This window comes from Streptomyces sp. NPDC046716, from assembly GCF_040645755.1.
GTDB lineage: Bacteria > Actinomycetota > Actinomycetes > Streptomycetales > Streptomycetaceae > Streptomyces.
The window spans coordinates 18,502-41,295 of the sequence record NZ_JBEYYU010000027.1 but is presented as its reverse complement, the minus strand read 5'-3'; the positions used below and the strand labels follow the sequence as shown (position 1 = coordinate 41,295).

The 22,794-nt window shown below is 72.7% G+C and carries 20 protein-coding genes and 1 pseudogene; 9 read left to right on the top strand and 12 right to left on the bottom strand.

The window, feature by feature from the left end; all coding sequences use genetic code 11:
- The first annotated feature begins 51 nt into the window (after positions 1 to 51).
- Both ABZ930_RS21055 and ABZ930_RS21050 read left to right on the top strand, forming a co-directional pair.
- Positions 52 to 2,025: a heavy metal translocating P-type ATPase gene (locus ABZ930_RS21055; RefSeq protein ID WP_361549847.1), complete on the top strand. Its 1,974-nt coding sequence runs from the start codon at positions 52 to 54 to the stop codon at positions 2,023 to 2,025.
- Complete coding sequence (locus tag ABZ930_RS21050; RefSeq protein WP_361549845.1) at positions 2,022 to 2,444, top strand: (2Fe-2S) ferredoxin domain-containing protein; 423 nt, start codon at positions 2,022 to 2,024, stop codon at positions 2,442 to 2,444. The genes ABZ930_RS21055 and ABZ930_RS21050 overlap by 4 nt, the downstream gene beginning before the upstream one ends.
- On the opposite strand, the pseudogene ABZ930_RS21045 reads toward ABZ930_RS21050, so the two are convergent.
- The 4 genes and pseudogenes from ABZ930_RS21045 to ABZ930_RS21030 form a co-directional block, all read right to left on the bottom strand.
- Positions 2,396 to 2,689, bottom strand: a pseudogene (locus tag ABZ930_RS21045) (aminoglycoside phosphotransferase family protein); the annotation flags it as partial. The gene ABZ930_RS21050 and the pseudogene ABZ930_RS21045 overlap by 49 nt on opposite strands.
- Positions 2,690 to 2,868: 179 nt before the next feature.
- Positions 2,869 to 3,603 carry a D-Ala-D-Ala carboxypeptidase family metallohydrolase gene (locus tag ABZ930_RS21040; protein ID WP_361549843.1) on the bottom strand — a complete coding sequence of 245 codons (735 nt, stop codon included), beginning with the start codon at positions 3,601 to 3,603 and terminating at the stop codon, positions 2,869 to 2,871.
- 127 nt (positions 3,604 to 3,730) lie between these two features.
- Positions 3,731 to 4,090, bottom strand: coding sequence for an antibiotic biosynthesis monooxygenase (locus ABZ930_RS21035; protein WP_361549841.1), 360 nt, complete (start codon positions 4,088 to 4,090; stop codon positions 3,731 to 3,733).
- A gap of 316 nt (positions 4,091 to 4,406) precedes the next feature.
- Positions 4,407 to 4,814 (bottom strand): MarR family transcriptional regulator, encoded by a 408-nt coding sequence (locus tag ABZ930_RS21030; protein WP_361549839.1) that lies wholly within the window; start codon positions 4,812 to 4,814, stop codon positions 4,407 to 4,409.
- Between the two features lie 151 nt (positions 4,815 to 4,965).
- Here ABZ930_RS21030 and ABZ930_RS21025 point away from each other — a divergent pair, with 151 nt between their 5' ends.
- A complete protein-coding gene (locus ABZ930_RS21025) occupies positions 4,966 to 5,853 on the top strand; it encodes an NAD(P)H-binding protein (protein ID WP_361549837.1) in 888 nt (295 codons plus the stop codon).
- The gene (locus ABZ930_RS21020) at positions 5,853 to 6,707 is read left to right on the top strand and encodes an alpha/beta hydrolase (RefSeq protein WP_361549836.1); all 855 of its coding nucleotides are present in this window, start codon (positions 5,853 to 5,855) and stop codon (positions 6,705 to 6,707) included. The genes ABZ930_RS21025 and ABZ930_RS21020 overlap by 1 nt, the downstream gene beginning before the upstream one ends.
- Here the strand turns inward: ABZ930_RS21020 and ABZ930_RS21015 are convergent.
- Both ABZ930_RS21015 and ABZ930_RS21010 read right to left on the bottom strand, forming a co-directional pair.
- Positions 6,684 to 7,364, bottom strand: coding sequence for a VanZ family protein (locus ABZ930_RS21015; RefSeq protein WP_361549834.1), 681 nt, complete (start codon positions 7,362 to 7,364; stop codon positions 6,684 to 6,686). The two genes, ABZ930_RS21020 and ABZ930_RS21015, sit on opposite strands and share 24 nt — an antisense overlap.
- A gap of 98 nt (positions 7,365 to 7,462) precedes the next feature.
- Entirely contained in the window at positions 7,463 to 8,932 is a 1,470-nt protein-coding gene (locus ABZ930_RS21010) for a DHA2 family efflux MFS transporter permease subunit (protein ID WP_361549832.1), read from the bottom strand.
- A gap of 147 nt (positions 8,933 to 9,079) precedes the next feature.
- On the opposite strand from ABZ930_RS21010, the gene ABZ930_RS21005 reads away from it, so the two are divergent.
- Complete coding sequence (locus ABZ930_RS21005; RefSeq protein ID WP_361549830.1) at positions 9,080 to 9,646, top strand: TetR/AcrR family transcriptional regulator; 567 nt, start codon at positions 9,080 to 9,082, stop codon at positions 9,644 to 9,646.
- A gap of 176 nt (positions 9,647 to 9,822) precedes the next feature.
- Here ABZ930_RS21005 and ABZ930_RS21000 read toward each other — a convergent pair whose 3' ends face one another.
- Positions 9,823 to 10,413, bottom strand: coding sequence for a TetR family transcriptional regulator (locus ABZ930_RS21000; RefSeq protein ID WP_361549828.1), 591 nt, complete (start codon positions 10,411 to 10,413; stop codon positions 9,823 to 9,825).
- 24 nt (positions 10,414 to 10,437) lie between these two features.
- Positions 10,438 to 11,460, bottom strand: coding sequence for an aldo/keto reductase (locus tag ABZ930_RS20995; RefSeq protein ID WP_361549826.1), 1,023 nt, complete (start codon positions 11,458 to 11,460; stop codon positions 10,438 to 10,440).
- Positions 11,461 to 11,546: 86 nt separating this feature from the next.
- Between ABZ930_RS20995 and ABZ930_RS20990 the strand changes: the two genes are divergently transcribed.
- Positions 11,547 to 12,032 (top strand): hypothetical protein, encoded by a 486-nt coding sequence (locus ABZ930_RS20990; RefSeq protein WP_361549824.1) that lies wholly within the window; start codon positions 11,547 to 11,549, stop codon positions 12,030 to 12,032.
- On the opposite strand, the gene ABZ930_RS20985 is transcribed toward ABZ930_RS20990, so the two are convergent.
- Positions 12,012 to 13,451 carry an MFS transporter gene (locus ABZ930_RS20985; protein ID WP_361549822.1) on the bottom strand — a complete coding sequence of 480 codons (1,440 nt, stop codon included), beginning with the start codon at positions 13,449 to 13,451 and terminating at the stop codon, positions 12,012 to 12,014. The genes ABZ930_RS20990 and ABZ930_RS20985 overlap by 21 nt on opposite strands.
- Positions 13,452 to 13,561: 110 nt before the next feature.
- On the opposite strand from ABZ930_RS20985, the gene ABZ930_RS20980 reads away from it, so the two are divergent.
- Positions 13,562 to 14,440 (top strand): helix-turn-helix transcriptional regulator, encoded by an 879-nt coding sequence (locus ABZ930_RS20980; protein WP_361549979.1) that lies wholly within the window; start codon positions 13,562 to 13,564, stop codon positions 14,438 to 14,440.
- A gap of 19 nt (positions 14,441 to 14,459) precedes the next feature.
- Here the strand turns inward: ABZ930_RS20980 and ABZ930_RS20975 are convergent, their stop codons facing one another.
- Complete coding sequence (locus ABZ930_RS20975) at positions 14,460 to 15,923, bottom strand: MFS transporter (protein ID WP_361549820.1); 1,464 nt, start codon at positions 15,921 to 15,923, stop codon at positions 14,460 to 14,462.
- A gap of 160 nt (positions 15,924 to 16,083) precedes the next feature.
- Between ABZ930_RS20975 and dusB the strand changes: the two genes are divergently transcribed.
- Positions 16,084 to 17,217 carry a tRNA dihydrouridine synthase DusB gene (dusB, locus tag ABZ930_RS20970; RefSeq protein WP_361549818.1) on the top strand — a complete coding sequence of 378 codons (1,134 nt, stop codon included), beginning with the start codon at positions 16,084 to 16,086 and terminating at the stop codon, positions 17,215 to 17,217.
- Between the two features lie 482 nt (positions 17,218 to 17,699).
- Here the strand turns inward: dusB and ABZ930_RS20965 are convergent, their stop codons facing one another.
- Together ABZ930_RS20965 and ABZ930_RS20960 are read right to left on the bottom strand one after the other, a co-directional pair.
- Positions 17,700 to 19,685: a glycogen debranching N-terminal domain-containing protein gene (locus ABZ930_RS20965; protein WP_361549816.1), complete on the bottom strand. Its 1,986-nt coding sequence runs from the start codon at positions 19,683 to 19,685 to the stop codon at positions 17,700 to 17,702.
- Entirely contained in the window at positions 19,682 to 21,109 is a 1,428-nt protein-coding gene (locus tag ABZ930_RS20960) for a hypothetical protein (RefSeq protein ID WP_361549814.1), read from the bottom strand. The genes ABZ930_RS20965 and ABZ930_RS20960 overlap by 4 nt, the downstream gene beginning before the upstream one ends.
- A 144-nt stretch (positions 21,110 to 21,253) precedes the next feature.
- Between ABZ930_RS20960 and ABZ930_RS20955 the strand changes: the two genes are divergently transcribed.
- Complete coding sequence (locus ABZ930_RS20955; protein WP_361549812.1) at positions 21,254 to 22,465, top strand: ROK family protein; 1,212 nt, start codon at positions 21,254 to 21,256, stop codon at positions 22,463 to 22,465.
- The last annotated feature ends 329 nt before the right edge of the window (positions 22,466 to 22,794 follow it).

The following is a 22,794-nucleotide window of genomic DNA, read 5'->3' as shown; positions in this document are numbered from 1 at the left end:
CTGTATCGTGGAGGATGTCCCCCTCGGCCACCCGTGAAGGGTTGTTCTGTCATGTCTTCCGTCCTGGTTCAGCGGCCCACGAAGGCCGTTCCCGGGCCGCGGCCACCGGCTCCCCGGCGGCGTACGCGGGTGCTGGCGCTGCCCGAGCCCCGCTGGGCGCTGGCCGCGCTGGTCCTGTTCCTGGTCGCCCTGCCGCTCCACCTGCTCGACGCTCCGGTGTGGGCCTGGGCACCCTTGTTCGCCGGCACGTATCTCGCGGGCGGCTGGGAACCGGGGTGGGAGGGTCTGAAAGCACTGAAGGACAGGACCTTGGACGTGGATCTGCTGATGGTGGTCGCCGCGCTCGGCGCCGCCGCCATCGGGCAGGTCCTCGACGGGGCGCTCCTGATCGTCATCTTCGCGACCTCCGGCGCCCTGGAGTCGGTGGCCACCGCCCGCACCGCGGATTCGGTGCGCGGCCTGCTCGATCTCGCGCCGTCCACGGCGACGCGGCTCCTCACCGACGGCCGGGAGGAGACCGTCGCCGCCGAGGACCTGCGGATCGGGGACACGGTCCTGGTACGGCCGGGCGAGCGGATCGGCGCCGACGGGCAGGTCCTGGACGGGGCGAGCGACGTCGACCAGGCCACCATCACCGGCGAGCCCCTGCCGGTGGCCAAGCAGGCCGGGGACGACGTGTTCGCCGGCACGGTCAACGGCACCGGCGCCCTGCGTGTCCGGGTCGAGCGGGATCCGGCGGACTCGGTGATCGCCCGGATCGTGGCCATGGTCGCGGAAGCCTCGGAGACCAAGGCGCCGACCCAGCTGTTCATCGAGAAGGTCGAGCAGCGGTACTCGATCGGCATGGTCGCGGCGACCCTGGGTGTCTTCGCCGTCCCGCTCCTCTTCGGCTCCGCGCTCCAGCCCGCTCTGCTGCGGGCGATGACGTTCATGATCGTCGCGTCCCCCTGCGCGGTGGTCCTGTCCACGATGCCGCCGCTGCTGTCGGCCATCGCCACCGCGGGGCGGCACGGCGTGCTGGCCAAGTCCGCCGTGGTGATGGAGCGCCTGGGACAGGTCGACACCGTCGCCCTGGACAAGACGGGAACGCTGACCGAGGGCACGCCGCGCGTCACCGACGTCCGGCCTCTGCCCGGCGCCGGGCTGGACGAGGACGCTCTGCTGTCCCTCGCGGCCGCGGCCGAGCTCCCCAGCGAGCATCCCCTCGCCCGCGCCGTCGTCCGCGCCGCCCGCGACCGCGGCCTGCCACTCGCCGCGGCGGGCGGCTTCGACTCCGTACCCGGTCGGGGCGTCACCGCCGTCGTCGACGGTCGCGCCGTGCAGGTCGGCTCCCCTGCCCGCCTCTGCCCCACCGGCGGCCCTCAGGCGGGTGACGTGGTGCGGTCAATCGAGGACGAGGGGCGCACCGCGGTCCTCGTCCTGCGCGACGGTGCTCCGGTCGGGGTGCTGGGCGTCGCCGACCGGCTCCGCCCCGACGCCGGGGCGACCGTGGCCGCGCTCGCCGCCCTGACCGGTCATGCTCCGGCCCTGCTGACCGGCGACAACGAACGCGCTGCCCGTCGCCTCGCCGCCGAGGTCGGCATCACGGACGTACGCGCCGGCCTCCTGCCTCAGGACAAGGTCGCCGCCGTCGAGGAGTGGGCGGCCGCGGGGCGCCGGGTGCTGGTGGTCGGCGACGGCGTCAACGACGCCCCGGCCCTGGCCGCCGCCCACACCGGCGTCGCCCTCGGCGGGGCGGGCTCGGATCTCGCTCTGGAGACCGCGGACGCCGTCGTCGTCCGGGACGAACTCGCCACGATCCCCGCCGTGGTGGCCCTCTCCCGGCGGGCCCGTCGCCTGGTCGTGCAGAACCTGGTCGTCGCCGGCGTCTTCATCACCGTGCTGGTGGCGTGGGATCTGATCGGCACGCTCCCGCTGCCGCTCGGTGTCGCCGGGCACGAGGGCTCCACCGTCGTCGTCGGCCTCAACGGCCTGCGCCTGCTGCGGGACGCGGCCTGGCCCCGCGTCACCGAGGACGTGGCATGAGCAGGCGCGGCCGTCGCACGCGCACGGACCGCCCCACCGGGGCGGCGGCCGACGCCCGCTGCACGATCACCGTCTGCCGCGGGTGCTGCTGCGGCACCCCTGCCAAGGTTCCGCGCCTCGACCACGATGCCCAACTCGCCGATCTGCGCTCGGCGCTGGCCGGAGCCGCCATGGTCCGGCGGACCGACTGCCTCGACGCGTGCGAACGCGCCAACGTCATCGTCGTGCAGCCCTCCCCGGAAGGGCGGAGAGCGGGCGGGCGGCCGGTCTGGCTGGGGCAGGTCAACGACCCCGGTGCCACGGCCGACATCGCCGCCTGGATCGCAGCGGGTGGCCCGGGTCTGGCCGATCCTCCGGGCGTCCTGGACCTCTACGCCTTCCAGCCGTCACGGCGCGTCCGGCACGAACTCGAGGACTGATGCGCCTGCTCGGCGATGCCCGCCATGAACGCCCTGTCGGGGAAGTCCCCGTCGAGCAGTCGCAGCGGACCCGCCGTCAGGGAGAGCCGCTGGGCGAGCAGGTAGAGCGCGAGCCGGTCCTCGTCCAGCCCCTCCACCGCCAGCGGCGCACAGGCGTCGTGCAGGCGAATCCGCAGGAAGAAGTGCTCCCGCTCGACGTCGAAGTACATCGTGCCCTCGATGTCGATCACCACGGGGTTGCAGCCGCCGCCCGTCCGGCCACCATGGCCCGCACCGCCTCTCCCCCAACAGCGATCGATCACAGTGATCGACACCGGTGATCCGCGCACCCTACGGGCACCCCGGCACGGAGGCGATCGGGTTTCCGTGCGGGCTCCCGATGTCTGCCGGGAACCCGCACGGAGGGGCGGTGACGGCCGCGCCGTCAGATGCCGCAGGAGGACGCGGACCAGTAGCGCGAGCTCTGGCTGCCCAGATGGGCGTGGGTGCTGTGACCCGGGTAGCCCGGGCCGAGGATCTCGTTGAAGCCGTGGTTGCGGGCCTGCTTGACGATCTCGCAGTACGAAGGGGTGCCGACGAGGTCGATGCCGCGGCCGTAGAGATGGTTGCTGTTGGCCGCGCCGCCCACCGCGTTGTTGCACGCGTGGGAGCGGAAGCCGCTGCTGGTGGTCAGCGCCCGGTCGCCGAGGGCGTGCCGCAGGGCCTCCAGCTTCCACATCTGCTGCAGCGCGTTCGCCTTCGCGGCGGCCGCCGAGACCGCGCCGCCGGACCAGTCCGCGTTGCACCGGTTCATCTCGGCGTAGGTGAAGTGCGCCGGGGTGCAGTCGCCGTCCTGGAGGGCGTAGAGCTTGCTGTAGGTCTGCGCTCCGGCGACGCCGTCGGCCGACAGACCGTAGGCCTGCTGGAAGCGGGTGACGGCGGCCTTGGTGCCGGGGCCGAACTCGCCGTCGATCGCGAGGACCGCGCCGTACCCGGGGTACCCGGCGACCCGGATCTGCAACTGCCGCACGTCCTCACCGCTGGCGCCCTGGCCGAGGGTCCGGTTCCAGGTGTAGCAGTCGTCGGCGTGCGCGGTGCCCGTGGTGGCCGCCGCACCCAGCATGGAGAGCGACGCGAGCATGACAAGCGTGAGAAGCGTACGGAGATGACGTCTTAACACTGTGCCTCCCGAGGTGAATGCCGCTGGGAATCAAGGGCCCTTGACACTGCCCGGCCCTGCTACGCGCGTCAATAGGGCTTTCCAACGGGCGACTTGGGCACCGCCGCCCACGGGGACAAACGGCCTGTCACACAGGCCCGCGCGGCAGCTTTCCCATGTGCTGGTGCATGAAAAGAACCTGCGGGGAGCCCACCAGATGCTGTGCGCGCTCCTTCAGCATGCGCTGCACGTGTGGCTGGTCCTCGTGGGCCAGGAAGGCGCGTTCGTCGGCGTAGAGCTCGTAGAAGATCCGCACGAGCGGCTGGCCCTCGGGGGTGTGGACGGTGTACACCAGCGTGTCCGGCTCGTCGGCGATGCCTTCGAGTGCCTCGGCGACAAGGGCGTCGAAGGCTGCCGCGGATTCGGTGGAGCGCAGTTCGAAGACGACGTTCAGCGCGTACGGCGTCGGTCCCGGCTGCTCGGGGAGGGCGCTGAGGTCGCGACTCATGTGCAGCGCCTCACGTCGTGTGATCTCGGGGTCCATCCGCTCCTCATGCCCCCGCTCTCCGCCCCTAGCCGTACCGAAGGCGTGCGGTGTGGCGGCCGTCCGCCCCCGGCACCGGCATGTTCGCGCCCGCGCGCTCGGGCCCGCCGTGGACACACTTTCCGAACCACTCGCCGCCACGGGCCTTTCGGTCTCCGGCATCGAGTCGAGCCGGCCCATGGTCGAGCGTTTGCGCACCCTTGGCCGGTGCGGAGGTGATCCCCGTCGTCCTGGGCGACATGGCGACGGCGCCCAGCGCCCAGCGGCCGGCGGCCGGCTGTCAGCGATCCGAGAGGTTCTCGGCCGCCCGGCGTCCCGCCTCTGCGGTGCGGCGCAGGAAACCCGCGAGCAGTTCGAGTTCGGCCTCGTCGTAGTCGGCACAGATCCGCTCCACGGAAGAGTTCATCTCGGCGAAGTGGCCGAGCAGTTCGGCGTTGCGTTCGCGCAGGGCGCGGACCGTGGTCGAGCGGCGGTCCGACGGGTCGCGCTCACGCGCGATCCAGCCGCCGCGTTCGAGCCGGTCGAGGATTCCGGTGGTGGTGGCGGCGTGGAGTCCGGCGCGCTGCGCCAGGGCCGTCGGGCTGAGCGGGCCGTGCGCGCTGATCAGGTCGAGGCAGTCCATGTCCATGCCCTTGAGGTCGAGCTGCGTACCGACCCGCCGCCTGAGCAGCGCCAGTTCGGCGCTCAACTCGCGTACTCCCTGACCCACTTCGACCGTGACCTGCCTGCGGCGCCGCGCTCCACCGGCACGCTCTACGGAACTCATAATGTACGCCTTCCGAAATACTATGCTACGGTTCTCGTACATTACGGCATCCTGAGTACGGCTCGATGGGGGCATGAGCATGTTCGTACTGATCGGAGCAACCGGAACCGTAGGACGGCAGGCCATGGACCTGCTGCTCCAAGGCGGCGCGGAGGTCGCCGCGGTGACCCGTGACCGCACAGCGGATCTGCCCGACGGCGCACGACCGGTCGTGGGGGATCCGTCCGCGCCGGGCACACTCGCCGACTGGCCGCAGGACGCGGAGGGGATCCTGCTCAGCCCGCGCGCCGTCGGACCCGCCGCCGAGGAACTGCTCGCTCTGGGCGCGGCGCGCGGCACGCGGCACGTCGTGGTGCTGTCGTCCTCGACGGTGGAGCACCCGGCCGGCCGCCGGCGCTTCGTCGAGGAGTTCCGTGCGGTCGAGGAGGCCGTCGGCCGCTCGGGGCTGTCGTGGACGTTCCTGCGGTGCGCCGACTTCGCCGCCAACTCCCTGGCCTGGGCACCGCAGATCCGGAGCACCGGCGTGGTGCGGGGCGCCCATCGCGGGGCCACCACCTCGCCCATCCATGAGCGCGACATCGCCGAGGTGGCCGTCCGGGCCCTGACGGAGCCCGGACACGCCGGTCGCGCCCATGTCCTCACGGGGCCGGACTCCCTGGACCAGCGGGACAAGGTTCGCCTCGTCGGAGAGGCCGTGGGACGGACCCTGGCATTCGAAGAGGTCGCGCCCGAACAGGTACGGCAGGCCATGCTCGCCCAGGGGCTGCCCGCGGACGTTCCCGAGCGGCTCCTTGGCTCTCTGGCCGACTACGCGACCCGGCCGGGCCCCACCACGGACACCGTGGAGCGGCTTCTGGGGCGTCCCGCGCGCAGCTTCGCCGCCTGGGCCCGGGAGAACGCCTCCGCTTTCGCGGAGCGCTCGCTCCCCACTCGCTCCAGCGCTCGCCCCGAGGAGAGTTGATGCCGGAGATCGAGCTGTCCGCCGGAACCATCGCCTACCGCGACACCGGCGGCGACGGCCCCGCGCTGGTGCTCCTGCACGGATTCATGATGGACGCTTCGCTCTGGGACGCGGTGCGGGCCGACCTGTCACCGGACCACCGGTGCATCGTGCCCACACTGCCCCTGGGCGCGCATCAGCACCCGATGCGCGCCGAGGCCGATCTGTCCCTGCCGGGCGTCGCACGGCTCGTCGCGGAATTCCTCGACCGGCTCGGCCTTCAGGACGTGACGCTGGTCGGCAACGACACCGGCGGGGCTCTCGTTCAACTGCTCATGGCCGACGGCGCCGACCGCGTGGGGCGTGCCGTCCTCGTCTCGTGCGACGCCTTCGACAACTTCCCGCCGGGGCTCACCGGTAAGACGCTCGTCCTCGCCGGCAGACTGCCGCCTCGCCTGTTCGGCCTGTTCATGCGGCAGATGAAGCTGCGGCCGATGCGGCGGCTCCCTCTCGCGTTCGGGTGGCTGACCCGGCGCGGAGACGCGACCACCGCAGGCTGGATGGAGCCCGTCACGAGCCGGCCCGGGATCTCGCGGGACGCCGTACGCATGCTGCGGGCCGCGGCGGCCGACACCGCCGTCCTGCAACGCGCGGCCGAACGCCTGCCCCGGTTCCAGCGGCCCGCTCTCGTGGTCTGGGCGAGCGACGACCGGGTGATGCCGCCCGCGCACGGCGCCCGCCTGGCCGAGCTCCTCCCCCACGCGTCCCTGCGGGAGGTCCAGGACAGCCACACCCTCGTCCCCCTGGACCAGCCACAGCAACTCGCTTCCCTCATCAGGGACTTCGCTCCATCAGGGCCGCTTGGCCCGCAGTGACGCGGGCAGAGTCCAGCGGGCGCGCTTGGACGTGGTGGTCTTGTCGGTGTCCGGCGTGGGGCGTTGTTCGGCAGCGGAATCGGAGGCGGACGGGCGTCGCCGCCATCGCGGGCGACGCTCCTCGGCCTCCGCGGCCTCGGCCTGCGCGGGCTCGGGACGGCGCGGGTGCCACCAGCGCACGCGGCGGGGGTGCAGCGCACGGCCGAGCCTGCGCCCCAGGACGAGGTAGCCGAGGAAGGCGCCCGCCGAGTTGAGGATCACGTCGTCGATGTCGAACGCCCTGCCGGTGACCATAAGCCCCTGCGCGATCTCGACGGTGAGCATCACCAGAGCCGTCATCAGCACCACACGGACCAGGCCCCGGGTGCGCGGGAAGAGCACCGGCAGCAGGAAGCCGAACGGCACCCCCAGCAGGATGTTCCCGCCCACCTGCTTCACGGTGTCCCGCCAGTCCGGCTGGTCGAAGTACAGACGAATGGAGTTCCCCGGATGCAGGTTCGTGTGCGTCAGCGACACGGATGCCGGCGAGGGCACGAGCGTCGCCCTCGCCAGCGCAACGGCGAACGCCACCATGCAGACGAATCCCAGCGCCATGACAAAGGCGCGCGCCAACTTCCAACCCCATGTGTGCCGTCGTAGCCGCGGCTCGCGTTCCATGGACTTCCAGATGCCCCGAGGTTCCCTCTCTACGCACGGCCCGTCCGGGGTTCAACGGTCGGGTGCGACGGCCCTGCCCGGCGAGGCCGGATTCGCCGTCAACTGCCGTGCGTGGACGCCTCGTTCGGAGCGCCGACCGCCACCGGGTCGGTAGCGCGTCGCGGCGTCGCGGACCCCTCCACGGGCCTCGACCTCGCCAGCCACAGGCCGGTGAACACGGCGGTGGCCAAGGTGATGGCGCCGGCGGCGAGGAAGGCGTCGTTGAGGCCGGCCTCGAAGGAGGCTCCGCCGGATTGCCGGGCGCGGACGACGGCGCCGAGGAGCGCCACGCCGAGCACCGCGCCGATCTGCCGGGTGGTGCTGCTGATGCCTGACGCGAGGCCGCCCTCCTGCGGGCTGACCGCCTGGATGGCGGCTCCCGTCAGCGGGGACATGGTCAGGGCGAAGCCGACGCCGACGACCCCCAGCCGCCACCACACGTTCCCGTAACCCGTGTCGGCGTGCACCGTGCCGAGTGCAAGGAGGCCGAGGCCCGCCAGGGCCAGGCCGACGGTCACCACGACGCGGAAGCCGTACCGGGCGGCGAGCCGCCCCGCGTACGGGCTGACGATCACCATGCCGAGGGAGAGCGGCAGGGTCTGCAGGCCGGCGCGGAGGATCGAGCTGCCCTGGACGTACACGAAGAACTGGGAGAAGAAGAACGACGAGCCCATGAGCGCGAACCCCACCACGACCATGGCGGTGTTGGACACGGTGAACAGGCGCTGCCGGAACAGCCGCAGCGGCAGCATCGGTGCGGAGCGGCGCGCCTCGACGGCGACGAAGGCGGCGAGGAGGATCACCCCGGCGGCGAAGCTGCCCAGGATCACCGGAGCCGTCCAGCCGCGGGCACCCCCCTCGATCAGCCCGTAGGTCAGCACCCCCACCCCCAGAACGGACAGCGCCGTCCCCGGGACATCGATCGCGGGAGCGCTCGGATTGCGGGACTCGTCGAGGGTGCGCAGCCCGATCAGCAGAAGGACCACGCCGATGGGCAGGTTGACCAGGAAGATCGCGGGCCAGCCGAAGGCATCCGTCAGTACCCCGCCGGCCACGGGGCCCACGGCCAGGCCGAGTCCGCTGATTCCGGCCCACAGTCCGATCGCCTTCATGCGTTCCTGCGGCACGGGATGGGCGGCCGCGAGCAGGGCGAGCGAGGCGGGGCTCAGCGCGGCGGCGCCGATGCCCTGCAGCACCCGGCCGGCGATCAGCCAGCCGAGCGAGGGCGCGAGGGCGCACAGCAGCGACGCGACGGTGAACACCGCCCCGCCGGCCAGGTACACCCGCTTGCGGCCGAACCGGTCGGCGAAGACACCGCCGGACAGCAGCAGCATGGCGACGAGCAGTACGTAGGCGTCGACGATCCATTGCAGGCCGGTCAGTTGGGTGTGCAGCCGGTGCTGCATGTCGGGCAGCGCGGCTCCGACGATCGTGTTGTCGAGCAGGACCATGAACTGGCCCAGGCAGACCACCGCGAGCAGCACGACCCGGCTGGGTCGACTGCCTACGGCCACAGGCGATACCGCCACGGGGATTCCTCTCGATCGCCGATTGCGCCTTCTCCACGGCCGACGCGGTCAGCCGTGAGCGCACTAACGCAGCCAGCGGCTGCGTTAGTGGACTATAGGGAGGATCGCCTCACAAACGCAAGTGTCAACTGCGTTAAGGTGGGGGGCATGAACGACCAAGATCGAGTCCGGCGGCCCGGCGGGCGCAGCGCCCGCGTCGGCGCCCAGGTGCACCAGGCCGTCACCGGCCTGATCAATGAGCGCGGCTACGGCAACTTCACCGTCGGCGAGGTCGCGGCCCGCGCGGGCGTGGCCGACAGCAGCATCTACCGCCGGTGGGGCAGCCTGGAAAGCCTGCTCAGCGACGTGGCGCTCACTCGCCTCAACGCGCAGTCGCCGATGCCCGACACCGGGAGCCTGGCCGACGACCTGCGTACGTACGCGGCCCAGGTGGCCCGGGAGATCACCGGGCCCGACGGTCTGCTGCTGGTGCGCCTGGCCGTCGCCCTGTCGAGCGACGGGGGGCAGGGCCTGCGGGCGGCCGACGAGCTCCGCGCCGACCGCACCCGGCAGCTGCAGTCCATGCTCGACCGCGCCCGAGACCGGGGCGAGAGGACACCCGACGCGCTCGACGTGCTGGACCACATCCTGGCCCCCATGTACATCCGCGTCCTGTTCGGCATGGTGCCGCTCACCCCGGAGTACGTCGACGGGCTGGTCGACCGGCTGCTGTGACCCAGGGCCTGTCTTCAAACTCCCCTCGTCGCCCGGAGGGCGGCCCCGCGGCGTCTGGTGCGTGCTCTCGTCGTGCCGGGTGCAGGGCCTCGTACTGGACGTACTCGGCCTTGTGCCCGGTGCGGCGAGAGCGCGTGCCAGGCGTCGCGGGGCAGAGGGGAGTGTGAAGACAGGCCCTAGCGGGCCGCGATGCCGCGCATCACCAGATCCACCACCGCGCCGAACGCCTCCCGCGCGTCCGGGCGGGTCCACTCCGGGGCGTACACCGGGTCGTGGAAGTGGGCCGTCGCCTCGAAGAGGGCGCGGACCGTCGCCGCGGTGTCCGGGACGTCGAACTCGCCCCGGGCGACGCCCTCTTCGAGGATCGTCGTGAGCTGGGCGAGGAGTTCGGCGATATGGGCGTCGACCACCTCGCTGTTCTCCGTCGTCAGGACCGTGTACGTGGCGAACAGCTCCGGGTCGTCGCCCGCCTTGTGCCGCTTGGCGTCGAAGAGGGCCGACAGCCAGTGCCGCAGCTTGGCCGCGGGCGGCTCGTCACCGGCCGCCACCGCCTCCAGGACGCCGGTGGTCCGGTCGAGCCAGCGCTTGGTGACCGCGCCGCGCAGCTCGGCCTTCGTACGGAAGTGTCGGTACACCGAGCCGTGGCTGACCCCGAGCGCGCGGGCCACGTCGACCACCGTCGCCTTCGCGGCGCCGTGGCGGCGCAGCACGTCCTCGGTCGCGGCGAGGATGCGCTCGGGGGTCAGGGTCTCGGTGGTCGGTGCCATGGCGTCGACGGTACCGGGCGCCGGTCAGCGCTCACTGTCGAGGTCGGCCATCTGTGCCGCCGCGTAACGGTCGCCGGCGGCGGCGCCCGCGGGCACGGCCTCCTCGATCGCGGCGAGGTCGGCCTCGTCGAGCGTCACGTCGAGCGCGCCCAGCGCCTCGGTCAGCCGGGTCCGGCTGCGGGCGCCGATCAGCGGCACGATGTCGTTGTCGTGCTGCGAGCCGCGGCTGAGCACCCAGGCGATCGCGATCTGGGCGACGCTGACGCCCTTCTGCTCGGCGATCTTGCGCAGCTGGTCGACCAGGTTCAGGTTGTGGTCCAGGTTCTCCCCCTGGAAGCGGGGCGAGAAGGAGCGGAAGTCGCCCGGGGCGAGCTGCCGGTCGCGGGTGTAGTGCCCGGAGATCAGGCCGCGCGACAGCACGCCGTACGCGGTGATGCCGATGCCCAGCTCGCGGGTGGTCGGCAGGATCGTGTCCTCGATGCCGCGCGAGATGAGCGAGTACTCGATCTGGAGGTCCGAGATGGGGGCGGTGGCGGCGGCCCGGCGGATGGTCTCCGCGCCGACCTCGCTCAGCCCGATGTGCCGCACATGGCCCTTCTCGACGAGCTCGGCGATGGCGCCGACGGTCTCCTCGATCGGCACGTCCGGGTCGAGCCGGGCGATCCGGTAGACGTCGATGTGGTCGACGCCGAGCCGCTGGAGCGAGTACGCGACGAAGTTGCGCACGGCCTCGGGCCGCCCGTCGTACCCCGACCAGCCGCCGTCCGGGTCGCGCAGCGCGCCGAACTTCACGCTGGTCAGCGCATGGGCCCGGGCCGCGGCGGGCGCCGAACGCAGCGCCTCGCCGATCAGCATCTCGTTGTGCCCCATGGCGTAGAAGTCGCCCGTGTCGAGCAGGGTCACGCCCGCGTCGAGCGCGGCATGGATGGTGGCGATGGACTCGGTCCGGTCGCTCTCGCCGTACAGCGCGGACATGCCCATGCAGCCGAGCCCGAGGGCGGCGGTGCGGGGGCCGGTGGTACCGAGGGTTCGTGTGGGGAGGTTCATGACTCCAGCCTGACATGACAGATGACAGATTTCAATATCTGTCATTTGTCATGCGTCATTCGTTGTGCATGTGCTTGAGTCACCGGATGCCGACGTCGCAGTTGTTTCTCGCCGTGCTGATCGCCGCCCTCGTGCTCCTCGGTACCGGGGCCGTGATGCTGCTGTGGGCCGAGCGGCGGGACGGTGGTTCCGGTCCGCGGCTCCGGGGCCTCGCCGTGATCACCGCGGGGGTGACCCTGCTGCTGTACGCGTGGGGGCTGCTCCATGTGCTGGGTGCCGTGACGAGTGCGGAGGGCGGCGGTACCGACTCCCTGCCGCTGCGCCCGTGCCGCTCCCTCGGGGACGAGGTCGCCGCCCGCACCGTCGGGTACGACATCGGCCTCGTCCCGCTGCGCTTCGTGTGCGAGACCGGCGACGGCGGACGCCATCCGTCCCCCAGCGTCCCCGCGTACGTGAACCCCGGCGTCGCCGTCCTCGCCCTCGGTGCGGTGGGGCTGGGCGTCCGGGGCACCGTCGGAGCCGGGCGGGCGGCCCGCCGCCGGGCCGCCGCCTCAGGCGATCGTCCGGGGTAGCCGCAGGCTCAGCGCCGCCGTCACCACGATCGCCCCCAGCTGTGCGAGCAGCGTCACGATCAGGGCGTCGCGCATGCCCACACCGGCGGCCAGGGAGAGGAAGAGGGAGCCGAGGGTGGCGACGCCGAGGGCCAGGGCCGACTGGTGCGTCGTCGTCAGGACGCCGCTGCCGACGCCCGCCCTTGCCGCGGGCACCTCGGACAGCACGATCCGGAACAGGACCGGGAGTTGCAGGGCCTGGCCCGCGCCCATCAGCACCGTGCCCGGCAGCATCTCCAGCACGCCCAGATGCGGCCAGGTGCGCCACGCCGCCACGGCGACCAGGACGATGCCGGTCGCCTGGAGGGCGCCGCCCGCCGTGACCACCCGCGTGCCCCAGCGGGCGATGAGCCGCGGCCCGGCCAGCGAGGTCAGGAAGAAGACCACCGCGAACGGCGCCAGGGCGAGACCGGCGACGACCGGGTCGAGCCCCTCGCCCTGTTGTAGCGACACCGCGATCGCGAACATGAACGCGCTCAGCCCGATGTCGAACGGGACGATCATGAGCAACGCCCGCCGCAGCGAGACCAGTCGGAACAGCGACGGCGGGACCAACGGGCTGCGGCCGGCCCGGTCGGCGGAGCGCTCCACCCGGTAGAAGGCGAAGGCCAGGACCGGGAACGCGGCGAACGACAGCCAGGTCCACAGCGGCCACCCCGCCGCCCGCCCCTCGGTCAGCGGCGCGAGCAGCGCGCCCAGCGCCAGCGCGAGCAGCACCGTACCGGGGACGTCGACCGGCTCGGGCCGCGACGAGCGGGTGCGCGGGACGGTGCGGGCGGTGAGCGCGAGGGCGACCGCGGCCACCGGCACGTTCACGAGGAACACCGCCCGCCAGCCGCTGCCGAACAGATCGGCGGAGACCAGGAGGCCGCCGAGGACCTGGCCCGTCACCATCGACAGGCCCGCCATCGCGCCGTACAGACTCATGGCGCGGGCCCGGCGCGGCCCGGCCGTGGTGGTGGCCTGGATGGTGGCGAGGACCTGCGGCGCGATCAGCGCGGACGCCGCGCCCTGCGCCACCCGCGCCACCACCAGGAACGTCGCGTTCGGGGCGAGCCCGCAGGCCAGCGAGGTGAGGGCGAACGTGGTGAGACCGAGCGAGAACAGCGCGCGCCGGCCCAGCAGATCGCCGAGCCGGCCGCACAGCACGAGCAGCACCGCGAACGCGATGCCGTAACCGGAGATGACGAGTTCCAGGACGGACTCGCTCGCGTGCAGATCGCGGTCGATGTCGGGCAGGGCGACGTTGACGATGAAGAAGTCGATGAGAGGCAGGGCCGCACCGAGCAGCACCGTGAACAGGCCGGCCCCGGTGAGCGCGGGGGCTTCCGGTGCCGTGGCCCGCGCCGGTACGGCGGCGGTGGGTGTCTGGGTCGTCATGGCAACGAGAATCCGCCGCCCGCGAAGCTGGTACCAGAGTGTTCTTATCCTGGTAGAACCTCTACCTGGCAACAGGATCCGCGGCGCCGCACGCTGGGAGCGTGACCACCATGACGCAGGAAGCGCAGCAGAGGTACGCGGCGGGCGACCGGCCCGGCGAGATCCGCCGGCACGAGCTGGCCGGATTCCTGCGCAGCCGCCGCGAACGCCTCACGCCCGAGGAGGTCGGCCTGCCGCGCGGACGCCGGCGCCGCACCCCGGGACTGCGCCGCGAGGAGGTCGCCCACCTCTCCGCGGTCGGCGTCACCTGGTACACGTGGCTGGAGCAGGCCCGCGACATCCAGGTCTCCGCGCAGGTCCTCGACGCGCTGGCGCGGGCCCTGCGGCTCGACGCGGGGGAGCGGGCCCACCTGTTCGGCCTGGCCGGCGCCGTCGACCCGAGCCCGGCGGCCGGCTGTGCCACGGTCACCCCCGAACTGCGGCTGCTGCTGGACCAGTTGGCGCCGTTCCCGGTCTGTGTGCAGAACAGCCGCTACGACATCCTCGCCTTCAACCGCACGTACGGGGCGCTCTTCTGCGACCTGGAGGCGGTCCCCGTCGAGGACCGCAACGTGATGCTGCTGGCCTTCACGAACGAGCGGTGGCGGGCGTCGATCGTGTACCTCGACGAGGTGCTGCCGATGATGACCGCCAAGTTCCGCGCGACGATGGCCGGCCACCTCGGCGAACCCGGCTGGAAACTGCTGCTCCAGCGGCTCACCGAGGAGTCGGCCGAGTTCCGGGAGCTGTGGGAGCGCTACGACGTGCAGCAGACGTCCACCAGCAAGGTCAAGCACTTCCGCAACGCCCACGTCGGGCCGGTCTCCTTCGTCCACACCGATCTGTGGCTGGGCGGGGACCGGGCCGCGCGTCTGGTCACGTACACCCCGGCGGACGACACGACCCGCGAGCGCCTGCTGGAGCTGGAGAGGCTGGCCGCCGCCCGCTGACCCCGCCCACCGACGTCGCCTACCGGGCCGACGCCTCCGTCAGCGCCGCGTCCGCCGGCTCCTCCAGGCGCCGCGCCGTGCGCCGCGCCGTGCCCCGCGCCCACGCCCCGCTGGTCACCGCGCCGAGCACCAGCACCGCGAGCCCGCACCCGGTGATGATCCACCAGCAGGCCCGGCCGGCCGTGACGAACGACGCCGCGTACGAGGACCCGGCGACGCCCGAGGCGAGCACCGCGCCGATGACGGCGACGCCGAGGGTCTGGCCGATCTGCCGGCTGGTGGAGGCGACGGCCGCGGCCACCCCGGCCTGGGCGCGCGGCATCCCGGAGACGGCGGTGTTGGTGATCGGCGCGTTCACGAAACCGAAGCCGATGCCGAAGAGGACGTACCCGATGACCAGGCTGGTGTTCGACGTCTCGGCGTCGAAGGCGGCGAACAGCACCCCGCTCGCCGTCATCATGACGCCCGCGACGAGCAGCGGAAGGCGCGGGCCGCGACTGCCGACCAGCCGGCCGGACAGCGGCGCGCAGAGGAAGGTCATGGCCGCCATCGGCAGCATCCACAGGCCCGCGTGCAGCGCGTCGAGACCGCGGACGTCCTGGAGATAGAGCGTCGACAGGAACAGGAAGCCGCCGAGCGCCGCGAAACCGCAGATCGCGATGGCGGTGGCGCCGCTGAACGGCGCCGACCGGAAGAACCGCAGATCGATCAGCGGCTCCACCCGGCGCGGCTCGTAGAGCAGGATCCCGACGAGCGCGGCCACCGCGACCACCGCGCAGCCCACGATCCGCGCCGAGGTCCAGCCCGCCGAGGGCGCCTCGATGATCGCGTACGTGAGTGAGCCGAGCAGCGCGATGATCAGGAGCTGCCCGACCGGGTCGGGGCGGCGGGCCTTCGGAGCGCGGGACTCCGGCACGTAGCGCAGGGTGAGCAGCAGGGCCGCGAGGCCGACCGGGAGGTTGATCCAGAAGATCGAGCGCCAGCCGACGGAGTCCACGAGCAACCCGCCGACCAGCGGTCCCGCGGCCATCGAGATGCCGACGACACCGCCCCACACCCCGATGGCACGGGCCCGCTCGCGCGGGTCGGTGAAGGTGTTGGTGATGATCGACATCGCGACCGGGTTGAGCATCGAGCCGCCGATCGCCTGCACCATGCGGAAGGCGACGAGCGCCTTCAGGGTGGGGGCCAGCGAACAGGCCACCGACGCGGCCGTGAAGATCACGAGCCCGGTGACGAAGACCTTGCGGCGCCCGATCCGGTCGGCCGTGGACCCGGCCAGCATCAGCAGCGAGGCGAGGACCAGGGTGTAGGCGTCGATCGTCCACTGCATGCCCGAGAGCGTGGCGTCGAAGTCCTTCGCCATGGAGGGCAGGGCGACGTTCAGGACGGTGTTGTCGAGGCTGACGATCAGCAGGCTCATGCAGCAGATCGCCAGCACCAGCTGTCGCCGCCGGGGAGTCAGGGTGGGTGCATCGGGCATGTAATCGACGGTAGCCGGAGTCGGGACCGTACGGGTACGCGAGCCCGTCGCCGGGCGGGGTGAGCGGGCGGTGGGCCGGGTGGGGGACAATGGATGCTTGGCCAGGCCGCCCGACGGCCCGGCCGACGCCCCAGCCGTACGTCCCCGGAGACTCGCCCCGATGTCCCAGCAGCCGCTCCAAGTAGGCCCGCACACCGTGCAGCCGCCCGTGGTCCTCGCACCCATGGCGGGCATCACGAACGCGCCGTTCCGCACCCTGTGCCGGGAGTTCTCGGGCGGCAAGGGGCTCTTCGTCAGCGAGATGATCACGACCCGCGCCCTGGTCGAGCGCAACGAGAAGACCATGCAGCTGATCCACTTCGACGAGACCGAGAAGCCTCGCTCGATCCAGCTGTACGGCGTCGACCCGGCCACCGTCGGCAAGGCCGTCCGCATGATCGCGGAAGAAGGTCTCGCCGACCACATCGACCTGAACTTCGGCTGCCCGGTCCCCAAGGTGACGCGCAAGGGCGGCGGCTCCGCGCTGCCGTACAAGCGGCCCCTGCTGCGGGCCATCCTGAAGGAGGCCGTGTCGGGAGCGGGCGACATCCCGGTCACGATGAAGATGCGCAAGGGCATCGACGACGACCACATCACGTTCCTGGACGCCGGGCGGATCGCGGTCGAGGAGGGCGTCACCGCGATCGCCCTGCACGGGCGCACCGCCGCGCAGCACTACGGGGGCACCGCCGACTGGGACGCCATCGCGCGGCTCAAGGAGCACGTGCCGGAGATCCCGGTGCTGGGCAACGGGGACATCTGGTCGGCCGACGACGCGCTGCGCATGGTCCGGGAGACCGGGTGCGACGGGGTCGTGGTCGGGCGGGGCTGTCTCGGGCGGCCCTGGCTGTTCGCCGATCTCGTCGCCGCCTTCGAGGGGCGGGACGAGCGGGTGCGGCCGACGCTTCGGGTGGTCGCCGATGCCATGGTGCGGCATGCCACGCTGCTCGGGGAGTGGATCGGGGACGAGGCGCGGGGTGTCATCGACTTCCGCAAGCACGTCGCCTGGTACCTCAAGGGGTTCTCGGTCGGCTCCGAGATGCGCAAGCGGCTGGCGATCACGTCGTCGCTGGACGAACTCCGGTCCGGGCTCGACGAGTTGGATCTGGACCAGGACTGGCCGGCTGGCGCGGACGGGCCCCGGGGGCGCACGTCCGGCAACAACCGCGTCGTCCTGCCCGACGGCTGGCTGAAGGACCCGTACGACTGCGCGGGGCTCTCCGAGGATGCCGAGCTGGATACGTCGGGCGGTTGATCGTCTGCGGCTCCGGTGGGGGCTGGTCGCGCAGTTCCCCGCGCCCCTGACGGCATGCGCTGCGCGCAGCCTCCCGTTGTCGGGTGCGGCTCTCGTCGTGGCTGGGCGCGCAGTTCCCCGCGCCCCTGAGATGCGCACTTCGTGCGCCATCTCATCGAGAGAGACACGGCACCCGTGCGGCCTCGGGGGGAGGCGGCGCGAAGCGCCTGCCTCAGGGGCGCGGGGAACTGCGCGCCCAGCCACAGCGAGAGCCGCGCGTCACGGACTACCTAGGGGCGCGGGGAACTGCGCGCCCAGCCACAGCGAGAGCCGCGCTTTACGGACTACCTAGGGGCGCGGGGAACTGCGCGAGAAGCGGCCACCGGCCCGCGCTTGAGGGACTGCCCAGGGGCGCGGGGAACTGCGCGGGAAGCGGTCACCGGACGTCAGTCGGGACGCGACCAGCAAAAAAGCGCGGGGAAACCTGACAGCCCGCCCCCGATTCAGCCCCCGACGGCGCTCAGCAGTGCCAGCGGCGCCGCGGCCGAGCGGGATTCCCGGGCGCAGGCGTACGGGAAGGGAACCGGCGCCGGGTAAGCGGCACGGTCGTACCCGGCGACGACCTCCGGCAGCCGCCCCCCGCAGGCGACGGCCGCCGCGACCACCCCGCCGGCAACCACCCGCGCCTCATCGTGCAGCCCGTACCGGGCGAGCCCCAACGCGATCAGCGCGTTGTCGTGCGGCCACACCGACCCCCGGTGATACGAGAGGGGATGGTAGGCAGGCTGCCCGGCGGCGACGGTGCGCACGCCCCACCCTGAGAAGAAGTCCGGCTCCAGAAGGCGCCGCCCCACCACAGCCCCGTACTCCTTGTCGAGCAGCCCGGACCAGAGCAGATGCCCGGCGTCGGAAGCCAGCGCGTCGACCTGCCGCCCGTCCCCGTCGAGCGCGAGTGCGGGGAAGCCCTTCTCCGGCATCCAGAAGTCCCGCACGAAACGATCCCGCAGATCGGCGGCGGCCTGTTCGAGGAGCTCGGCGTAGACCACGTCGTCCCAGACCGTCCGGGCCAGCGCGGCGGTGCGCCGCAGCGCGTCGTACGCGTAGCCCTGGGCGCCCGCCGCCATCACCGGCCCGGTCGCCCGGCTGCCGTCGGCGGAGCAGATCGCGCCGGGGGAGTCCTTCCAGTTCTGGTTGGCGAGACCGCCCTGGTCGGCGCGGTAGACGAGATACCCGCGCGACGTCAGGCCGCCGTGGTCCAGCATCCAGCCCACCGCGGCCCGAGCATGCGACTCCAGGCGCCGGGCGAGCCCGGAATCCCCGGTGTGCTCCGTGTACGCCCCGAGCAGCACCAGGAACAGCGGCGTCGCGTCGACCGAGCCGTAGTAGCGCCCGTACGGCACCTGCCCGAAGTGCGCCAGCTCCCCGTGCCGCACCTCGTGCACGATCTTCCCGGGCTGGGCGACGACCCCCTCGATCTGCTCGGTGGCCTGGGCCGCGGCGAGCACCGGCAGGGTGGCCGCGGCCAGTTCGGGCCGGTAGGGGAGGGCGAACAAGGACGTCAGCAGGGCGTCGCGGCCCAGCAGCGCCAGGAACCACGGCACCCCGGCCGCCGGCACCAGATGCCGCTCCCCGTCGGGACCGTCCGCCGGTACCCGCAGCACCGCCAGATCGGCGAGTCCACGGGAGCAGGCCGCGGCCAGCTCGGGCCACGCGCCGGGCAGCGTCACGCCCGCGCCGAACTCCCTTGCGGAGGCGGCGAGTTCGGCGGCCGCCGCGGCCGGGCTCGCGGGCACCGGCGTCGGCGCGGCTCCCGAGGGCAGCGCCGCCACCCGCAGGGTGAGACCGGCGCTGCCCTGCGCCGCCAGCTCCACGGTCCACACCAGACGCCGCGCCCCGGTGCCGGTCTCCTCGACGGCCTCCGGCGCCGGATCGCTGGTCACGGTCGTCGACGAGCGCCAGTCACCCCGCGTATAGGTGAACTCCACGCCGTCGTCGAGGACTTCACGGGTACGGACCGCGCCCGTCTTCGCATAGGTGCGGTGATCGGAGCGCAGCTCGAACTGGTCGGCGAAGTCGGCGTCGACGGTCAGCGCCACCCGGACCGTGGTCGGCACCGGCCGGTTCGACACGATGCGCAGCAGCTCCACCAACGAGCCCTCGCCCAGCGCCTGTTCACGGAAGAGCGTGTACGCGGGCGGCTCCTGGCGGCCGCCGCGCGGCACCAGGGCACAGCGGGCCGGGCCGCCGTGGCCCCCGTCCTCGTACGACAGCGGAGTGAGCACCTCGGGCGCGGCCCCGTCGACGGTGAGCTGCCAGCGCGACAGGTGCCGGGCGTCCCGGACGAACAGGCCGTCCGAGGAGACGGCGCCGCGCACCGCGCTGAGCCCGCCGCCCGCGTCGAGCGACGCGAACGTGCCGTCGCAGATCAGGAGTTGAGAAGTGCGGCCCTGTCCCTGGCCGTATCCGTGTCCACCAAAAGTCTCCGTCATCGAGAGGTTCCTTCCCTCCGGCCCCTCCGGCCCGGTTCCCGCGTTCCCGCCCGCCCGGCGGCGCCCGCCGCCGGCCGCCCGTCCAGCAGATCCAGTGTCAGTGCGGCGGTCCAGCCGAAGCCGCGGGCGCCGCAGCCCGCCCCCGTGTACGGATCGACGTACTCGGCGAAGTCCGACGCGTCCGCCGCGTCCAGCAGCGCCGCCCGCAGCCGCGCCGCCCGCGCGTGCTCGCCGTGCAGCCGCAGTCCGCGCTCCAGCAGCCAGTTGGTGTTGAACCAGGCCGGGCCGCGCCAGTACCGGTGCGGGTCGAAGGCGGGGCCCAGCAGGTCGTAGCTCGGCGCGAGCCGCAGCCCGTCGCCGAGGCCGAAGTGCGGGCCGCGCGCCGTGCCGAGGAGCGCGCCGACCACGGAGCGCGGCAGCGCGGGCAGGATCAGCGGGATCAGGCCCGAGACGCCGTACTCGCGAATCAGCCCGCCGCCGCGCACGTCCCGGCAGAAGAACATGCCCGCGGCCGGGTCCCACAGCCGGTCGACGAGCGCCGCCGTCAGCCGCTCGGCGCGCGCGTGCCGGGCCGTCCCCGCCGCGCCCAGCTCGCAGGCGATCCGGGCGAGCGCGTGCTCGGAGGCGGCCAGCAGCGCGTTGAAGGACGGGTCCTCGACCGCGAACTCGCCCGCCCCGTCGGCGTACCGGCCGTCGCGGTAGTCCGTCGCGAGGCGCACGTACCGGCCGTAGTCGAGGTCGGTGGGGCGGTCGTCCGCCGTGCCGTGCGCCAGGTCGGCGCGGCGGAAGGCGCCCGGCTCGGCCGGGGTGATCCGGCTCAGCGGGGCGTCCCAGCAGGGGCTGTTGTCCATCCCCTGCTCCCAGGGGTGCACGACCGAGACGAGCCCGCCGCCGCCCAGGTCGCGGCGGTGCAGCAGATAGCGGTGCCAGGCGGCGAGTGCGGGGTACACGCGGAGCAGGAAGCCGCGGGAGCGGGAGAGCGCCGGGTCGGCGCGGTGCACCAGCCAGGCGGCCAGCGCGTGCACGGGGGGCTGCACGATCCCCGAGGTCTGCACGGTGGCCGGGGCGCCGGCGGTGCGGCCCGCGGTGGAGGAGCGCCAGAAGTCGGGGCTCGGGAAGTAGGCGTCCAGCGCGATGTCGGGGTTGAACACGATGTGCGGGATCCGGCCGTCGCCCCACTGGGCGCTCAGCAGCGTCTCCAGCTCCGACTGGGCGCGTAAGGGGGAGACGTGCCGCAGGCCGATCGCGATGAACGCCGAGTCCCACGACCACTGGTGCGGGTACAGCGTGCGCGAGGGGACGGTCGACGCCCCCGTCCAGTTGGCGTCGAGGACTTCGACGGCACGCTCCCGCAGCGGATCGGGCGGCTGCCCGCGCCGCCCGGTGCCGGCCGCGATCGCGTGCCGCTCGGTCGTGTGCTCCACATGTTCTCCCGTGAACCGCGGGACTGCCGGGCCGATCCCCTGACAGGGTGTCGGTTACGCAGCAGGCAGCATAGAGTTACGTCTACTTAACACGCAAAACCTAGAATGTAACGCGCAGTTGATGAACGCAAGGGGGTGGACCCGATGGCGGGGAACCAGGCGAACGCCGGAGAACTGCTGCGGCTCGTGCGCAGTGGCCGGGCGACGACGCGCGGCGCGCTCCAGGAGGCCACCGGCCTGTCCCGGGCCACCGTCGGCCAGCGCCTCGACCGGCTCTTCCGGGCCGGCTGGCTGCGCGAGGGCGCCGCGGAGACCGTCAACTCCCGTCTGGGCGGCCGCCCTTCGATCCACCTGGAGTTCGACGACACCCATGCGGTGGCGCTCGCCGCCGCCCTCGACACCCGGCACGCCCGCGCCGCCGTCCTGACCCTGTCCGGCGAGGTGCTCGCCGAGCGCACCGGCGACCTCACCGTGGACGAGGGCCCGGAGACCGTCCTGTCCCAGCTCGGCGTCTGGTTCGGCGACCTGCTCAAGGAGGCCGGCCGGGACCCCGGCACGGTGTGCGGCATCGGGCTCGCCGTGCCCGGTCCGGTGGACATCGCCAGTGGCCGCGTCATACAGCCGCCGATCATGCCGGGCTGGGACGGCTACGACATCGCGGGGCGCCTCGCCCGCGCCGCCGCCGAGCACGCGGCCACCCCGCCCGAGCTGCCGGTCCTCGTCGACAACGACGCCAACCTCATGGCGTACGGGGAGCAGCGCGCCGCCCACCCCGACTGCCGCGCCTTCGTCCTGGTCAAGGTCTCCACGGGCATCGGGGCCGGGGTCGTCGTGGACGGCGCCATCTACCGGGGCATCGACGGCGGTGCGGGCGACATCGGCCACATCCGCGTACCGCAGGCGCCCGGTGCGGCGGCCGCGCTGTGCAAGTGCGGCTCGTACGGCTGTCTGGCCGCGGTCGCCAGCGGCCGGGCCCTGGCACGCCGGCTCACCGCGGCGGGAGTGCCCGCCGCCTCCGGCTGGGACGTGCGGGAACTGCTCGCCGCCGGGCACCCGGAGGCGGTGCGGCTCGCGCGGGAGGCGGGGCGGGACGTCGGCGAGGTGCTGGCGACCGTCGTGACGCTCCTCAACCCCGGCGTTCTCATGATCGCCGGAGATCTGGCCGGAACTCCCTTCCTGACGGGCGTGCGCGAACTCCTCTATCAGCGGGCGCTGCCCCGCTCGACCGCGCATCTGGACGTCGTCACGGCGCGGCTCGGCGAGCGCTCCGCGCTCATCGGAGCGGGAGCGCTGGTGGTGGAGGAGCTGTACGCCCCCGAGCGGGCGGAGCGGCGGCTCGCCGCGCTGGGCGTGTGACAGGCCCGTTTCGCCCCGCTCACCGCCCGATCCGCTGTCCGCATGCTGACATCGGAGCGTCCGCGCGGCGCTTCAAACGGCGTGATTCTCGCCACCCCTGATAGCTCTTGCGCTCAGATGAGCGCTAAATCCTCGTCTGTGCTTCTTCAAGACCTGGCACTCAGTGCCACCGCTCGATCATTTACTTAGTGAACGCATATGAGTGGTGAGCATGCTCATGTGAGCGATATCCGGGCTCTACGGGGGTTGAGTATTTGAGTCTTGAAGGCGAGGGGGATGGGAGAGCTACCCGCTGGTCACTTTCGATCTCCTGGCGGACGGGTGGTTAC